At 44.7% G+C, this 15729-nt stretch carries 15 protein-coding genes; 3 read left to right on the top strand and 12 right to left on the bottom strand.

Translation table 11 applies throughout. The features are described 5' to 3' along the window. Positions 1–88: 88 nt before the first annotated feature. Positions 89–778, bottom strand: coding sequence for an aquaporin Z (gene aqpZ, locus BCU07_RS08760; protein WP_102314862.1), 690 nt, complete (start codon positions 776–778; stop codon positions 89–91). Positions 779–871: 93 nt separating this feature from the next. Further along, the gene (locus tag BCU07_RS08755; RefSeq protein WP_004734153.1) at positions 872–1120 is read right to left on the bottom strand and encodes a YkgJ family cysteine cluster protein; all 249 of its coding nucleotides are present in this window, start codon (positions 1118–1120) and stop codon (positions 872–874) included. Positions 1121–1279: 159 nt separating this feature from the next. On the opposite strand from BCU07_RS08755, the gene BCU07_RS08750 reads away from it, so the two are divergent. Then, a complete protein-coding gene (locus BCU07_RS08750) occupies positions 1280–1717 on the top strand; it encodes a YcgN family cysteine cluster protein (protein ID WP_017067609.1) in 438 nt (145 codons plus the stop codon). 170 nt (positions 1718–1887) lie between these two features. Here BCU07_RS08750 and BCU07_RS08745 read toward each other — a convergent pair whose 3' ends face one another. The 7 genes from BCU07_RS08745 to gap all read right to left on the bottom strand — a co-directional run bounded on the left by BCU07_RS08745 (position 1888) and on the right by gap (position 10376). Further along, entirely contained in the window at positions 1888–3465 is a 1578-nt protein-coding gene (locus tag BCU07_RS08745; protein WP_017067179.1) for an alkaline phosphatase, read from the bottom strand. A 193-nt stretch (positions 3466–3658) separates the two neighbouring features. After that, positions 3659–5545, bottom strand: a complete 1887-nt coding sequence (locus tag BCU07_RS08740) for a BCCT family transporter (RefSeq protein ID WP_102428758.1) — start codon at positions 5543–5545, stop codon at positions 3659–3661. A gap of 122 nt (positions 5546–5667) precedes the next feature. Further along, positions 5668–6021, bottom strand: coding sequence for a hypothetical protein (locus BCU07_RS08735; RefSeq protein WP_017059386.1), 354 nt, complete (start codon positions 6019–6021; stop codon positions 5668–5670). A 276-nt stretch (positions 6022–6297) separates the two neighbouring features. After that, the gene (locus BCU07_RS08730; RefSeq protein WP_017059385.1) at positions 6298–7251 is read right to left on the bottom strand and encodes a ChaN family lipoprotein; all 954 of its coding nucleotides are present in this window, start codon (positions 7249–7251) and stop codon (positions 6298–6300) included. Positions 7252–7326: 75 nt separating this feature from the next. Then, entirely contained in the window at positions 7327–8142 is an 816-nt protein-coding gene (rlmA, locus tag BCU07_RS08725; RefSeq protein WP_102428757.1) for a 23S rRNA (guanine(745)-N(1))-methyltransferase, read from the bottom strand. A gap of 111 nt (positions 8143–8253) precedes the next feature. Beyond that, positions 8254–9138, bottom strand: a complete 885-nt coding sequence (locus BCU07_RS08720; RefSeq protein WP_017059383.1) for a D-hexose-6-phosphate mutarotase — start codon at positions 9136–9138, stop codon at positions 8254–8256. Positions 9139–9380: 242 nt separating this feature from the next. Then, entirely contained in the window at positions 9381–10376 is a 996-nt protein-coding gene (gene gap / locus BCU07_RS08715; protein WP_017059382.1) for a type I glyceraldehyde-3-phosphate dehydrogenase, read from the bottom strand. A gap of 319 nt (positions 10377–10695) precedes the next feature. Here gap and msrB point away from each other — a divergent pair, with 319 nt between their 5' ends. Further along, complete coding sequence (msrB, locus tag BCU07_RS08710; protein WP_080582205.1) at positions 10696–11133, top strand: peptide-methionine (R)-S-oxide reductase MsrB; 438 nt, start codon at positions 10696–10698, stop codon at positions 11131–11133. Between the two features lie 175 nt (positions 11134–11308). Here msrB and BCU07_RS08705 read toward each other — a convergent pair whose 3' ends face one another. Next, complete coding sequence (locus BCU07_RS08705) at positions 11309–12115, bottom strand: DUF2989 domain-containing protein (RefSeq protein WP_102428756.1); 807 nt, start codon at positions 12113–12115, stop codon at positions 11309–11311. Positions 12116–12228: 113 nt separating this feature from the next. Here BCU07_RS08705 and BCU07_RS08700 point away from each other — a divergent pair, with 113 nt between their 5' ends. Continuing rightward, complete coding sequence (locus BCU07_RS08700) at positions 12229–12510, top strand: YeaC family protein (protein WP_010437067.1); 282 nt, start codon at positions 12229–12231, stop codon at positions 12508–12510. Between the two features lie 143 nt (positions 12511–12653). Here BCU07_RS08700 and ansA read toward each other — a convergent pair whose 3' ends face one another. Together ansA and sppA are read right to left on the bottom strand one after the other, a co-directional pair. Next, on the bottom strand, positions 12654–13670 hold the full coding sequence (gene ansA, locus BCU07_RS08695; RefSeq protein ID WP_017059379.1) for an asparaginase: 1017 nt from the start codon (positions 13668–13670) through the stop codon (positions 12654–12656). Positions 13671–13788: 118 nt separating this feature from the next. After that, positions 13789–15639 carry a signal peptide peptidase SppA gene (gene sppA, locus BCU07_RS08690; RefSeq protein WP_102428755.1) on the bottom strand — a complete coding sequence of 617 codons (1851 nt, stop codon included), beginning with the start codon at positions 15637–15639 and terminating at the stop codon, positions 13789–13791. Between the last annotated feature and the right edge of the window lie 90 nt (positions 15640–15729).

Below are 15729 nucleotides of genomic sequence, written 5' to 3'. Positions count from 1 at the left end.
AAAGACCCCCAATAATTGGTGTCCAACTATTGGGGGTCAGTTCATTGAGCGGCTTTTTATTTGTTTTAAACTCATACCTATTTAATGCTTAATCCTTCCCACGTATTGCTTTGTATATCACGGCTCCAATCACGGCTCCAATAATCGGTGCAACCCAGAATAACCATAGTTGCGAAACAGCCCAATCACCGACAAATACGGCTACACCAGTACTTCGCGCAGGATTCACCGAGGTATTGGTTACAGGGATACTGATAAGGTGAATTAGGGTCAAACAAAGACCAATTGCGATAGGTGCAAACCCAGCGGGTGCTTTCGAATCCGTCGCGCCCATAATCACGAATAGGAACACCATGGTCATGACCACTTCACAAACGAGAGCTGCTGTGAGCGAGTAGCCGCCCGGTGAGTGTTCACCGTAACCATTCGAAGCAAAGCCTGATGAGACAACGTCAAAACCTGCTTGACCAGAAGCAATCACAAATAGCACGCCGCCCGCGATAATACCGCCAATCACTTGGGCAATAATATAAGGCGCAACATCCTTGCCATCAAAGCGACCACCACTCCATAGACCGATGGTGACAGCAGGGTTAAGGTGGCAACCGGATATATGACCAATAGCGAAAGCCATAGTGAGTACGGTTAAACCAAAGGCAAGGGAAACTCCGAGTAGACCAATTCCCACATCAGGGAAAGCCGCGGCTAAGACGGCACTACCACAACCACCTAACACCAACCAAAACGTACCGAACATTTCTGCGATATACTTATTCATAACTATCCTTATTAATCTTTACCAGTATCAATAAGATAGTTTAGATCTATCAAAGTTGTGAAATCTTGGGCATATATAAGAAGAAAAGTATTGTTAGGTTATTGCTTCGAGCTCAATAAGGTTATCAAGCGCTTCTTGGTCTGTTTTACCACAGATGATAGGGCAGGCTTTGAACTGGTGACATACCTTCGGGCGTGAAGGTTGACCAAATAATTTGCATAGATCTTGCTCATTTAATTGAATGCAGCGTACGCCAGCAGGCTTACCATTAGGCATTCCAGGAATAGCAGATGTAATACTTGGAGCGATACAACAAGCTCCACAACCTAGGCGACATTCCATCAAATTAAACTCACTAAATAACAGGGTGCGCGATAGTAGCAAAAAATGATGAGAGTGACAGCTGTTGATTGAATCAAAGAATGAACAATTATTATCCTTGAACTTTTTATGGGCTAGCGGTATAACACGCACCCCAGTAAAAGAGTAAGAAGTAATCCTATGACGAATCCATTTTGGCAAGAAAAGACACTAGAGCAAATGACCGAGAACGAGTGGGAATCACTGTGTGACGGTTGTGGTAAGTGTTGCCTGCATAAACTAATGGATGAAGATAGCGATGAAGTTTACTACACCAACGTGGCGTGCAGCTGGTTAAACGACAAAACATGTTCTTGTAAAGACTACCCGAACCGCTTCACTTCAGGTGAAGAGTGTTTGAAGCTGACTCGTGACAAGATTCATGAATTCCATTGGCTACCAGATACTTGTGCTTACCGTCTTCTATCTGAATCTAAGCCGATTCCTGAGTGGCACCCATTGATTACGGGTTCTAAATCAGAGATGCATGCTGCAGGTGAAAGTGTTCGTAACAAAGTGGTATACGAAATCGATGTTGTCGATTGGGAAGATCACATTTTGAATCACCCAAATCGCTAAGTATTATAAAAACAGCCGCTCTTTAGCGGCTGTTTTACTATTTGGCGTCGCCTAAATTTAAAACTCAATTACTCAATTACTCAATTACTCAATTACTCACTTAGCTCAAAAGCTTAAAACAAAAAACGCCCCGAAGGGCGCTAAATTTAAACGAGCAAAAAAGATTCAGGCTAGTTTACTTGTTGTTTAATGTACTCACCCAGTTCTGAGTGGTGCATGATTTTCGAAACTGGCAGTATCTTTTCAGCAGGACCCCAAGCAAACACGTTCACTGGTGTGTGAGTGTGTGTACCTGTACCCCAAACGATGTTTTGGCCTGTTGCTTGTTCACGAGCAAGCAGGTTGCCACGGTCGTTATAAGGGAAGAATGCATCAAAATCGTTGATAGCAGGCACTTCTTCTGCCGACAAGTATTTGTGCTGAGCCAATCGGTATGGATTCGGCTTACTGGCTAACACGTTTTTTGCTTGTTCAGCAGTGATAGGGAACTCACTATTCTTGTTGACGATCTCAGCCAGTTTTTCAGGTGTTTGCAGCGCTTTATCTAGCTTCTGAAATTCGCTGATCATACCGTAGTAGCTTTGCTTTTGATTGTATAAACCATCAAGAATATCGAATGCACCAAAGTTAAAGTTGGGTGCATAGTCGCGATCAGCAAAGGCTTCGCCAGAACGTTTCTGTGGTTTTGGTAGGTTGTTAGAAGAGTAGCTGAAACCGAAAGAGCCTGTTTCGTGGTCTGCGGTAACAATCACGATCGTATCTTCACGATCTTTTGCCCATTCATACACCGTTTGGATCGCTTCATCAAACTTGAGCAGTTCATGCAGCATGGTACCTGCATCGTTACTGTGTCCCGCCCAGTCGATTTGGCCACCTTCGACCATTAGGAAAAAGCCATCTTCATCTTTGGATAGGATGTTGAGCGCTTTTTGTGTCATCTCTTTCAGGCTTGGCTGAGTTCGTTCGCCACTCTTTTTCTTGTTGCTGTAAGCGATGCCATCATCCATGCCAGAGTAGGCGAATAGGCCAAGTAGTTTATCGCCCTTAGCATCGTCTAGCATATTGCGATTAAACGCCAGCTGGTAGCCGTCTGTCTCTGCTTCAGTCAGCAGGTTACGGTCGTCTTTACGCTTCGATTTGAGGTAAACATCACCTTGAGTCAGTTTCTCAAGTTGCTTATAGGTTTCACCTTTGTCGTTGGTCGATTTAGGAATCCAATGACGCAGTCCTCCAGAGAGCATCACATCAGCGCCCGTTGCTAACATGTCAGATGCAATTTGATTCTCTAAAGAACGGTGAGGTTGGTGAGCGGCGAAAGAAGCAGGGGTCGCGTGAGTTAAGCGTGTGTCGGAAACTAAGCCGGTCGCTTTGCCTGCTTTTTTTGCTTTCTCAAGTACTGTCTCAACATGGTTACCCTGGGAATCGATACCGATCACTTCTGAACCGCTGTAAATACCCGTTGCAAGCATGGTCGCAGAGCAAGCTGAATCCACTACGATTGCGTCTTCCGGATGCGTTAGGGATGAACCAATAACCCCTTCTTGGGCAAGTTGATAAATGGCCGTTTTGTTCCCTTTATAGATGGAATTTGGCGCTTGGTTTGCGTAGGTTTCCAATAAGCCAACTTGCTGAGGTCCCATGCCGTCGCCGATCATCAGAATGACATTTTTGATTTCTGCTGAAAGTACGTTGAATGAGAGTGTAGAGGTTACCACTGCGGTAACAATTGGTTTCATAAAGTGCTTCATTAGTTATCCCTTTTTATATAAGCGGAATGATTAGAACACCGATTTGTGTCAAAGTCGTTTCATATTTGTTTCATCAATATGAAATTGAGCAATAACTCAAATTTTCAGAAAAACATAAAAAAAGGCTCACATTTCTGTGAGCCTTTGTCGTATTTAGGAGAGTCCAAATCAATGGACTGTGTCATGGCTAATGTCAAGCAAGCGGTAAGTCTGCAACCACCTGATTGAACGTGATACGAGCATTCTGAGCTTGCTCAGATAACTCGATCTTTTTCGCTTGTGCGGCACTAAGATTACTCTCGGCCTGCTCAAGTGCTTGTTGTAGGTTCTCTGGTAACTCGTGAGTTTCCATTTGTGAACCTTGTTCTAACACATAAGCGCGAATTTCTTTCTTCACTGCGGCAAGTTCTGTGTAAGCAACACGCTCAAGTTCTGCGGCTTCTTGTGCTGCATCTCTTTCTTTCTCAAACTGAGCCAACGCCATACCTTCAGCAGACCAAGGGTCCATGTCTGGCAGTTCTTCGATGTTGATCGTTGGCTCGATATACGCATCTTGATGGCGTAGGTCGAGGTTAGTCGCACGAACCGCTGAAATCATCAGCATCACAGAGATAGCAAGCAGTGGTAAGCCACCAACAATCGCCGCCGTTTGTAGCGTACTTAGACCGCCTAAGAACATTAGAATCGTTGGTAAGAACGACAGAGTAAATGCCCAGAACATACGGTTCCAGCGCATTGGCTCTTCGGTCACGTTATTTTGTACAACAGACGCTAGGATGTATGAGATAGAGTCAAATGTTGTTGCCGTGAAAATGATACACAGCATTGTAAATACAGCGATAACCAGCGTGCTCATTGGCAATTGTGCAAGCATCGAGAAGATAGCTTTGGTTGCGCCTTCCGCATTCAAAATGGCAACGACATCTAGCTCACCAGAAAGCTGCAGTGATAGGCCGTAGTTACCTAAGATCATGAAGAACAGGAAACAACCTAGAGAACCAAAGAAGATCGACCCTGACACCATTTGTTTGATGGTTCTGCCGCGAGAGATACGCGCAACAAACAGACCCATACTCGGTGCAAATACTAGCCACCATGCCCAGTAGAAAATCGTCCAGTTTTGTGGGAAGTGAGTGTTTTCGAATGTACCGTAACCACCAAATGGTTCAGCCCACGTTGCCATCACGAAGAAGTTAGACAGTAGACGACCAATTGAGTCTAAGCCTGTTTCTAACATGAAGATTGTTGGACCCGCGATCAGAACGAAAGCCAGTAGACCCATCGCACCCCAGAAGTTGATGTTACTTAGTATCTTGATGCCTTTTTCCAATCCAGCATAAGATGAGTAAGCAAAAATCGCAGTACACACTAAAAGCACCATCACTTGCGTTAGGTTATTTTTAGGTAGACCAAATAGATGATTTAGACCTTCAGTGATCAGAGGAGCGGCTAAACCTAATGTTGTTGCAGCGCCGCCTAATAGACCGAAAATGAATAGGATATCAACGATCTTTCCTGGTACGCCTTTACTACGGTGTTCACCAAGAACAGGCATTAATGCGCTTGAAATCTTTAGAACAGGTTGTTTACGTACGTAGAAGAAGTAAGCGATAGGAATTGCCGGGATTAGGTAGATAGACCATGCGATTGGTCCCCAGTGGAATAGGCCGTAGGTCGCAGCCCAGCGTACTGCTTCTTCACTGCCAGGTTCTAGTTGGAAAGGCGGTGATTGGTAGTAGTAAGCCCACTCAATACAGCCCCAATACAAGATACTTGCACCGATACCGCCACAAAATAGCATGGCAGCCCATGATGCAGTTTTAAACTCAGGCTCTTCATCAGCTTCGCCCAGTTTAATTTGTCCCATATCACTGAATACTACGTACACCATAAATGCACAGGCTGCGAGACCTAGAGCAAGATACAGGAATCCGAGTTGATCAGTCATGAATGTTTTCGCAACCGCAATCCAGTCTGCGCCCTGTGCAGGGAACAAAATGAGCGGGAAAACTATCGTGAGTAGGAGTGCTATAGCACCAAAAAAGGTTGGCTTATCGATAAGCTCAAAAGTGTTTTTCACGAGTATTATTCCATTAAAATGAGAGCGGAATTATGGAATGAACTCGTTTTTTAGACCTAATCGGGTCTATTGTCGTAACGATAAATCGCTTTTATTCTAGAGAATGCGATAGGTTGGCAAGGCTAAATGAGTGCGAGAAGAATACCGCCTACGGTTGCCGCTGCGGACAGGTATTGCCCCGCTGAATAAGAACCATCATCTTCTTCTTCAATCTTATCTGGGTGATCCATACCCAAGGCACCATGAGCGAATGACTCAACTTTATCGGTAACTGTCGCGTTTTCTGCTTCGACTTTCTTCGCTTCTTTATCAATTTCTTTTAGGGCAGATAAGAGTGCTTTGCCTTCATCAGAAAGCCTAACCGTATTTTGCTCAACCTTAAGCGGTGTAGGCTTTTCAGCTTCGTTAGCTGAACTCTTAGCGTTCATCTGCGAAGGCGAATACAGCTGAGTATTACTCGTTCCTACTGGCGTCATATAGCTCTCCTTACCTATCCTTAAATATAGTATCGGCAGAGGTGTGAAAAACTTGTGCAATTAATCATCGATAGTGATGTTTTTTTATTCGCACATTACATTTTCGTCTGCTTGGTTAAATCGTCTATTTACTAAGCAAGTCTTGTGCCGATAAGAATGTTTGATTTTAGATAGAGTTAGGATGAATGACGGGAACGTGATCAAGTTGTGACGATGGGCTAATTATCTAGGATTAGCCCATCGACTCTTTAGCTTAGAAGAGTGGATCAACAGATCCTACTCACACTCTAGGCTAGCGCTACGTTTTGACAGATGCTTGTATGCCTTCATTCGGTTCTCTTTCTTTACAAAGCGAGCCGGCGGCGAAAGCACTTCAAGCTGATAATCACCGCTATCCGATGAGATCGCTTCAACCGGGCTGATGATGGCGATTTTTAAATCAGGGTTACGACGTAGAATTGATGCCGCCGTCCCTAAACCACCCTCGGTGTGGAACTTGCCAGCCACGTGAATCACTTGTTTATCAGGGTTTGATGCTAGGTAATCCACAATCGACTCAGCCATGGTTTCGTCCCAGGTAACCTGAGCGGCAAACTGCTTTTCTGTTTGCTCTGGCGTACCGTGATGCATAGAAGCCATGAACTTTTCTTTGTAAGGGCTATCGCCAGTATCCACTTCGGCAGCAATCCATTGGCGTTGCTCGGTCGATAATTGGTCTAGGTAAGGCAATCCTTTACGGCCAATACACTGCACGAATGGCTTTGGTGCATTTGCCGCAATAACATCGACGTCGTTGGCTTTTGCGAACTCAACTAACGCGCGGTAATCACTTTCGTAATTTGGCCAAGCTGCCGCTTGAGACATGAGAATTTGTTCGCCAATTTCGCCGTTTAAGTATTGGTCAAGTGTGGCTTGGTGCTCTCGAGTGAACTGTTCCATTGAAAGCGCAATGTTTGATGTTGCGTTGCGGCGCGCTTTTAAGAAGTCGGTTTGGAAGCGGTGAATGGCAGAATGCGTGTGCCATTCGCCAATTAGAACCACATCAGCGTCAATCAGCTGCTCGGGTAATGCATCGAGAGAAAGTGTTTCGCCTTGTGGAGAAGCGAACTGGTAGTCATAGAATGTGGAAACGGATTCCGTTTGAGCCACTTTTTGAGAAGTGTCTTTTGCAGGTTGACTAGCACAAGCCGTGAGAAGAGTAGCTAATCCGATAAGAATAATACGTTGCATGAAATGCCTCCTTGAAGAACACGCATACTAAAGGAGGCAAGATAAGATTTCAATGCAAACGATAATCAATATCAATTAAATTTGTTTGCGGTACACTCGCAGCATAAAGTCAGCTTCACAGTTGAATTGCTCTGCCTCGGTGAGTTGTAGTTTAAACTCTTCACTCGCCTTCCAAGCAAACGGCGTCATCTGTAGCAGGTCGAATGCATCTGACCCCGATAGTTCCATCATATAGTTTAGTTGCTCTTGATGCTCAAGCGTAAAACCTTCGATCACTTCTGGATCTTCATCGTGCAAGCGAACGCCATCATAAATTGCATCACGCAGTTGATACAGGTGTCGGCTAGCTGGTGTCACGGTGATCACCACACCACTGTCTTTGATGGTGCGTTGTAGCTCTTCAGCCTTGCAAGGCGCGTAAATGCGTAGAATGCCGTCTAAGCTGTTTTCAGCAAAGGGTAGGCGATGGCTTGATGCAACTGAGAAGTCGACAGCAGGGTAGCGTTTAGCGGCGTATTTGATAGCAATCTTAGAAATGTCTAGGCCAAAAGTAGCACCATTCTTTTCTTGAAGATTCACAGCAATTTCGTTGGTGTAATAACCTTCGCCACAACCAATATCCAATAGGCTAGGCGTCTCTTCTGGTAGATAGCGAGAACACAACGTCACCACCGCTTGGCGCATTGGGTCATAGTGGTTACCTTCAAGGAAGCGACGACGTGCCTGCATCATCTCTTTGTTGTCACCTGGATCTTTTGAGCGTTTGTGGTGCGCAGGCATCAAATTGACGTAGCCTTCTTTCGCTAGGTCGAACTGATGGTTCTTTTCACACTTAAACGTACGATCGTTTTGAGATAAAGGTTGGTGACACAAAGGGCATTGGTAAGTCATGGAGACCTCTAAAGGAGAATAGACAGCGCAAGTGTAACGAGCTAAAACCAAAAAGTAAAAGAGCGACATAAAGCCGCTCAAAAATCGTTTTTTATAACTGTATTTATACGGTTATTGGGCACTAATCACAGTGATCAGTTGGTGGTTTTCACCCGGCCGGAGTGTTTTACCGGCTTCTAGGCTTGGCGCGTGCAGTGTTGATTCTACGCACATCATAGTTAGGTAACCATCGTCTTGCATGTCGCCCATACTTGCAGCGCCTTCTGCCCACGGGTTCCACAGTACTGCAGAGTTATGACCGTGGTTTTCAACTGTTAGCGTGCGATCCAGCTTCTTGTCAGCAACAAAGATTTGCGCTTCTGGTTGCGTGTAAACGCGGTCAATCGTGTCGGTCAGTACCAGTTCAGATCCACCTTGGCAGTTCTTGCCACCTTGCAGGCTATCAATGTACTCAGCACCCATACCAGTGGTGGTTGTGTTGTGGATATCGCCAACGTTTAGGTAAGTGTGTAGTGCACCAGAGAAAGTCCATGGCTGAGAATCAGTGTTCTTCACGTCCAGCGTTACTTTTAGTTGTTCGCCGATCTCAACATTCAAGCGAGCATCAAACTGATGAGGCCATACTGCTAGCGTCTCTTCGCTTGGCTTCAGACCTAAGCTAACAATCACGCCAGCTTCGCTTTCACGGTGTTCAACCAATTGCCATTCACTTGAACGGGCAAAACCATGTGCTGGTGCTGCAATGCGACCAAACCAAGGCCAACATACTGGAATACCACCACGCAGAGCCGTTTTACCATCGAACTTAGCTTGTTGGCTCATCCAAATTAGGTCTTCTTGACCTTGCGGTTGGAATGACACCACATGGCCGCCAAACAGTGAAATCGCTGCGTTTGCTTTATCGTGGATAACGCGAACCAGTTTTACACCTTCGTGTTCAACGATAGTGACGTTGTCAGAAAGTACCGCCAGTGCAGGTAGAGTAGATAAATCCATTACATGATCCTTCTAAGGAAATTGAATTCAAATGCTGACTAGAGTGATGCTTGTGTTTTCATGAGTAACAAGCAGAGTCAGTATTAGAATTGAATTTTGCGTTTGGGCTATCTTGATGAGCTTAGACAGACGCGGTCTAAAAGATAGCAGGCATTAAAAAGGCGACACTAAGGTCGCCTTTTTCAAAGTCTGCTCAAAACAGTCTTCGCTAATGCTTATCTAAAGCGATTTCTAAAAAGAAATTACTTAGAGATGTGAGCGATTAGGTCTAGAACTTTGTTTGAGTAACCGATTTCGTTGTCGTACCAAGATACAACTTTAACGAATTTGTCAGTTAGAGCAACACCAGCTTTAGCATCGAATACTGAAGTTTGAACTTCACCGATGAAATCTTGTGATACTACTTGGTCTTCAGTGTAACCAAGAACGCCAGCCATTTCGCCTTCAGAAGCTTCTTTCATTGCAGCACAAATTTCTTCGTAAGATGCAGCTTCTTTTAGGTTAACTGTTAGGTCAACTACAGATACGTTAGCAGTTGGTACACGGAAAGCCATACCAGTTAGAAGGCCGTTTAGTTCTGGAAGAACAACGCCTACAGCTTTAGCAGCACCAGTTGAAGATGGGATGATGTTTTGAGAAGCACCACGGCCACCGCGCCAGTCTTTAGCAGAAGGGCCATCTACAGTTTTTTGAGTTGCTGTAGTAGCGTGAACTGTAGTCATAAGACCAGACTCAATGCCCCACTTATCGTTAAGTACTTTAGCGATAGGTGCAAGACAGTTAGTAGTACAAGAAGCGTTAGAAACGATGTCTTGACCAGCGTAAGATGCTTGGTTAACGCCCATTACGAACATTGGAGTTGCATCTTTAGAAGGACCAGTCAGAACTACTTTCTTAGCGCCAGCAGTGATGTGCTTACGTGCAGTCTCGTCAGTTAGGAAAAGACCAGTTGCTTCAGCAACTACGTCTACGTCGATAGCATCCCACTTAAGGTCTTCTGGGTTACGCTCAGCTGTAACACGTACAGTTTTACCGTTAACGATTAGGTTACCGCCTTCAACTTCAACAGTACCGTTGAAACGGCCGTGAGTTGAGTCGTACTTAAGCATGTATGCCATGTACTCTACGTCGATTAGATCGTTAATACCTACTACTTCGATGTCTGCACGCTCTTGAGCTGCGCGGAATACGAAACGGCCGATACGGCCAAAACCGTTAATACCTACTTTGATAGTCATTGTAGTTGCTCCACAACTTAATTTCTGATTAAAGATAACTGGTAGTAAAATTACAGAATCCAGTATACATCTGCAATAGATAATCCGACTTAACTTGTTTAATGTCAAAAAAAAGCGACGCTTTTCTTAACAATTGGGTGTAAGTGATTGAAAATTGACCATTGCAAGTGGCTCTGTACCCTTCCAGTTGGGTAAAATACCCCTAAATGATGATTCACTTATGAGTGTATATGTACAATGTTTCCTGGTGAGAAAGTATGTGCTACAAAACGACTCATATGCAAGCCTTTATAGAAAAAAGTAAATATAATAACTGAGAATGTGGAGAGATATTAACGTGATTCAAAAGGGAGGAAATATGATAAAGCCTGATGAATACTGGCGTGAGCGCCTAACGGACGACGAATTTTCAGTGTGTCGTGAGCGTGGTACTGAAGCCCCATATAGCGGCAAGTTACTGCACAACCATAAGACTGGCGTCTATAGCTGCACATGCTGTGAAAGCCCTTTGTTTCTGTCGGATAACAAATATGACTCTGGGTGTGGTTGGCCGAGCTTTGATGCCCCAGTGAATGATGAAGCAGTACGCTATATAGAAGATCTAAGTCACGGAATGAAGCGTGTAGAGATCCGTTGTACCGCCTGTGATAGCCATTTAGGTCACGTTTTTCCAGATGGCCCGAAGACCACAGGTGAACGGTTCTGTGTTAATTCAGTGTCGTTAATTTTCAACAAAAATGACGAAAGTACGAAATAACTTGTAACTATTGTCTAATCCTTACAGGTCGCATTTGTCGATTTAGGAATGCTGAAACGCCCAAGATTTCAGACTTAACTCTAGTACAAATAAAAACAGCTACCAAAAAGGTAGCTGTTTTTATTTGAAAGCAGGTGAATAAGAAGCTTAAGTAAGAACACTATAAATGAAGCGATCAGTAACTCGGGACGATTGAAGGGCTGTAAACCCCATCTTCAATGGCTTCGACAATTTTGTCTGCGTCTTTATTTAACTGCTTGTATCTTGGGGCGTCGAAGTTATAGAGAACGGCCAACTCCGCTTCAGAAGCAATCGGCACATCAAACTCTTTGGCTACCATTGCCCATACGTACGCCTTTTCTCTATGACCTAAGCTGTGATTGATGCTAGCCATGGACTTAAATATCTCAGTATTAACAACCGAGTTATTCGACAAGGTTAGCGCATTATTGAGTAGCTTCAATGTCTTGGCATGATCTCTCGTGGTATAGAAAGTCGCTAGAGCATATTGCATCTCCGCCGTATTTAATGCTTCAGTTCCTTCTAACTGTAAGAAGCTGCGTCTTGCATTAGTATCACCAGTTTGTGACCACAAGAAGTAGAGTGTTTCTGGTGTGTCTGATTGAGATAGCTCACTAACGATTCGTTCTGACTCTTCAATACTGTGCATTAATGCCGTAAAGCGACGTTCTTGAAGTTGGGATTGGTCAATGGTCTCGATCTGTGCCGCGAGCTCTAGGCACTTTTTGTAGGCAGTGACTAATTCGAATTCTTTAATTTTGTTGATTTCGGTGGGTTGCTTCTGAACTTCAAATCGATGCCAGATGAGGTCGGTACGTGCGACACGACATTGCCCATCGTTCATGTTCAATTGTTCACACTGAAGACCCGGATTGCTTTGGCACAGTTGATCGGTATTTTTGTTCCCTTCAAGACACCCAACCAGAGTGAAAGGCAATAGGCTAATCGCCAACCATTTCATAATTTTCATATTCCTTCACTTGTGATCAGATGCACTTATTATCGGTCAGGTTCTTGACTCAATTCTGTTACGGGTTATTTTCTGGTGAAAATTGTTAAAACTAAGGCTTTACCATGGATGCAGAACAACTTCTTAGCGCAATGACACCCGAGGTCTACGAACGTTTAACCTACGCAGTTGAAACGGGTAAATGGCCAGAAGGTACGGCGCTCTCAAAAGAACAGCGCGACTCGTGTATGCAAGCGGTTATGTTATACCAATCTAAACATAACTCTGAAGCTCAACATATGACAATTGCAGCTGGTGGTGAGATTAGCTTTAAATCTAAGTCTGAACTAAAGAAACAGTTTAAGTCAGATCAAGAAGATATTGTTAGGGTTAACCCGAATCATTAAGCTTAAATTACAACAAAGGGGTGGCAATGTGCCACCCCTTTTAGTTTAACTCGTTTATTTATAAGCAATAAAACGATTTAGTTCACGTTAAGCCGCCGTTACTTTCATAGAATAACTGGCTTTAACGTGAATCCTTGAACAGGTTATAAGCTCATCTCACCGCGCAATACTTGTTGCATCTGAGCCTTCACTTCTTCGTAGCCTAGGTTTTGGCTTAATAGATAATGCAACTTCGCCAGTGCCGCTTCTGGTGTCATATCGTAACCACTCACCACGCCCGCTTCTGCTAGTGCACAACCTGTCGCGTAACCACCCATGTTGACTTTACCAGCCAAACATTGAGTTAGGTTCACCACAATAACACCGCGCTCTGAGGCATCTTTCAGGTGCTGAAGCAGTTCTGGGTTTTGTGGTGCGTTACCCACACCGAAAGTAAGCAGAATCATCGCGTTAACAGGTTGTAATAGCGTGTTACGGATAACTTCGTGTGAGATGCCTGGGTACATTGTGATTACGCCGATAGGTTGCGGAGTAATGTTATGAACCTTGAAAGCACCTTTAGGTTGTTCGTTTACCTTTACGTTATTGCTAAGTTGGATATTGATACCCGCTTCTAGCAATGGATTCAGGTTTGGAGAGGTAAACGCATTGAAGCCATCTGCGTGTGATTTTGTGCTGCGATTACCACGCATCAACTTGTTGTTGAAGAACAGTGTCACTTCGTTGATTGGGTAGTTTGCTGCAATGTGTAGCGCATTCAGCAGGTTTGCTTGTCCGTCTGAACGAAGCTCTGCTAATGGGATCTGAGAGCCCGTAACAATCACAGGTTTGCCGAGGTTTTCAAGCATGAAAGACAGTGCAGAGGCAGTGTAAGCCATAGTGTCTGTGCCATGCAGGATAACGAAACCATCGTACTTATCGTAGTTCGCGCGAATGTCATCAGCGATAGTTTGCCAATCAAGTGGCGTCATATCTGAAGAGTCCATTAATGGAGAGTATTCGTGAATGGTGTACTCAGGCATCTCTGGGCGATGGAATTCAGGCATGCCAGCTAGCTGCTTATCCATGAAACCTGCGACTGGAACATAGCCGTGGTCAATAGACTTCTGCATGCCAATTGTGCCGCCGGTGTACGCGATATAGATGTGTTTTCTTTCCATGGCGATTAATACTTAGTGTGATGTAGGGAACAGGGGGGCGATTATAGCGAATTATCATGCAATAAAAAGAGGCACCTCACACAGAGGTACCCCTTAGTCATTGAGTTATTGGCTCAACTTATTGAACTTGGCAATTTAAGCAGAAAGCGTATCGGCCTTGTGGGTCGTTAAAGCTGCCTAACAGCTGGCTATCTTGAGCTAACTGCTGAGTAACAGGCTGTAAACTGCTTGGTATCATCGATTGAATATCTAGGCCTATCGACATCTGAACTTGGTTCATAAATTCTTGAATAAATTGTTCAGTGGCCGAAAGTGGCTCTTCTACCCAGTAGATGTTGTAGCTTTCAAGCTCTGCAAGTGAAGCCGCAGCTGCAACCGCATCATCGAAATCACCAATCTCATCGACTAAGCCTTTCTGAATCGCATCTTGACCTGTCCAAACTCGACCTTGAGCAATCTTGTCGACAGCATCGACTTCCAGACCGCGATTTTCTCCAACTAGGCTGATGAATCGGCGGTATCCGTTTTCAATGCCCATTTGGAACGCGTCTTTCGCGCCATCGCTAAGTCCAGTTGTAATACCAAGACCTGAGAAAGGTGAGGTGCCAACGCCATCAGTGTAAACACCAATATCGTTCAACCCTTTTTCGAAGGTGGTGATAACACTGAAGATACCAATTGAACCCGTTAGTGTGGTTGGCTGAGCTAGGATCTTATCCGCACCCATCGAGATCCAGTAACCACCCGAAGCAGCAAGGCTCGACATCGACACAACAACCGGTTTACCCGCTTGCTTGATCGCTTCTATTTCATTACGGATAACTTCAGAAGCAAAGGCACTGCCACCTGGGCTATCGACACGAAGTACAACCGCTTTCACTTTATCGTCGTTACGTGCTTGGCGCAGTAGGGCTGCTGTGGTATCGCCGCCAACGGTGCCACGTGGTTGCTTGCCATCCATAATTGCGCCGCTCGCTACAATCACGGCAACGTCGTGTGATTCACTAGTCATGTTTGGAAGCATGGTTGTACGGTATTCGTAGTAACCAAACGCGTTGTAGCTGTCTTGGCCGTCACTGCCGAAAACATCGGCAAGCTCTAGTCGAACTTGCTGGCGTGTCGCTAGCTCATCCACTAAGCCAAGTTTCTCGGCCAGTTTTGCAATGTCACCGTCCACAGACTCAAGTTCTTTCAAGAAGGTGTCCATGCTTGGGTTCAGTGTCTTAGCGTCTATTTGACGGTTGTTGCTGACGTCATCAACGTACGCACCCCATAGTTGGCTTAACCAACGAGAAGCGGACTCTTTCGCTGCGTCTGACATGTCATCACGAATGAAAGGTTCGATAGCTGACTTATAAGTGCCTACACGGAACACGTGCGTGTTGACGTCTAGTTTCTCTAACAACGTTTTGTAGTAAAGCGAGTAAGCGCTATAGCCTTTAAGAAGAACCCCACCATCTGGTGATAGGAATACCTTAGTTGCGTAGCTGGCTAGGTAGTATTGGCTTTGGTTGTAAAAGTCACCCACCGCATAAATCGGTTTGCCTGATGCTTTGAACTCATTCAATGCTTTAGCAATGTAGCGCAGCTTGGTCAGGTTGGTTTCTGGCAGCTCTTTGAGTGCTAAAACGATACCAGTAACCTTGTCATCGTCTTTTGCGTAGCGAATCGTTTCAACGATATCAAACAGGATGTTCTCTTTTGGAAGGTCTTTGCCAAGCAGTGAACCTGTGACCGAATCCATCGGATTGATATAGCGGCTTTGTTCCACAATAGGGCCAGACAGATTAAGCACTAAAGCCGAATCCTGAGGAACCGTCGGTTGAGCCGTATCTGAATGGAAGTACACAAAGTAGATGATGGCGATACTGAGTAAAAAGACTAGGTTAACCAGCGCAAGACGTACAAACGTAATGAGCTTCCAAATCCCTTTAAAGAACATGCCTATAAATTTGAATATTTTTTTCATTCTGTCTCCGCAGTGAGATCACGTCGCTTTAACAAGCCGTAGTACCATTAATCTCAATAATATGAACTGCTTAGTATCCTACGATAATTC

The organism is Vibrio sp. 10N.261.54.E10, assembly GCF_002877735.2.
Taxonomy (GTDB): domain Bacteria; phylum Pseudomonadota; class Gammaproteobacteria; order Enterobacterales; family Vibrionaceae; genus Vibrio; species Vibrio crassostreae_C.
This window is presented reverse-complemented; position numbering and strand designations above follow the sequence as displayed.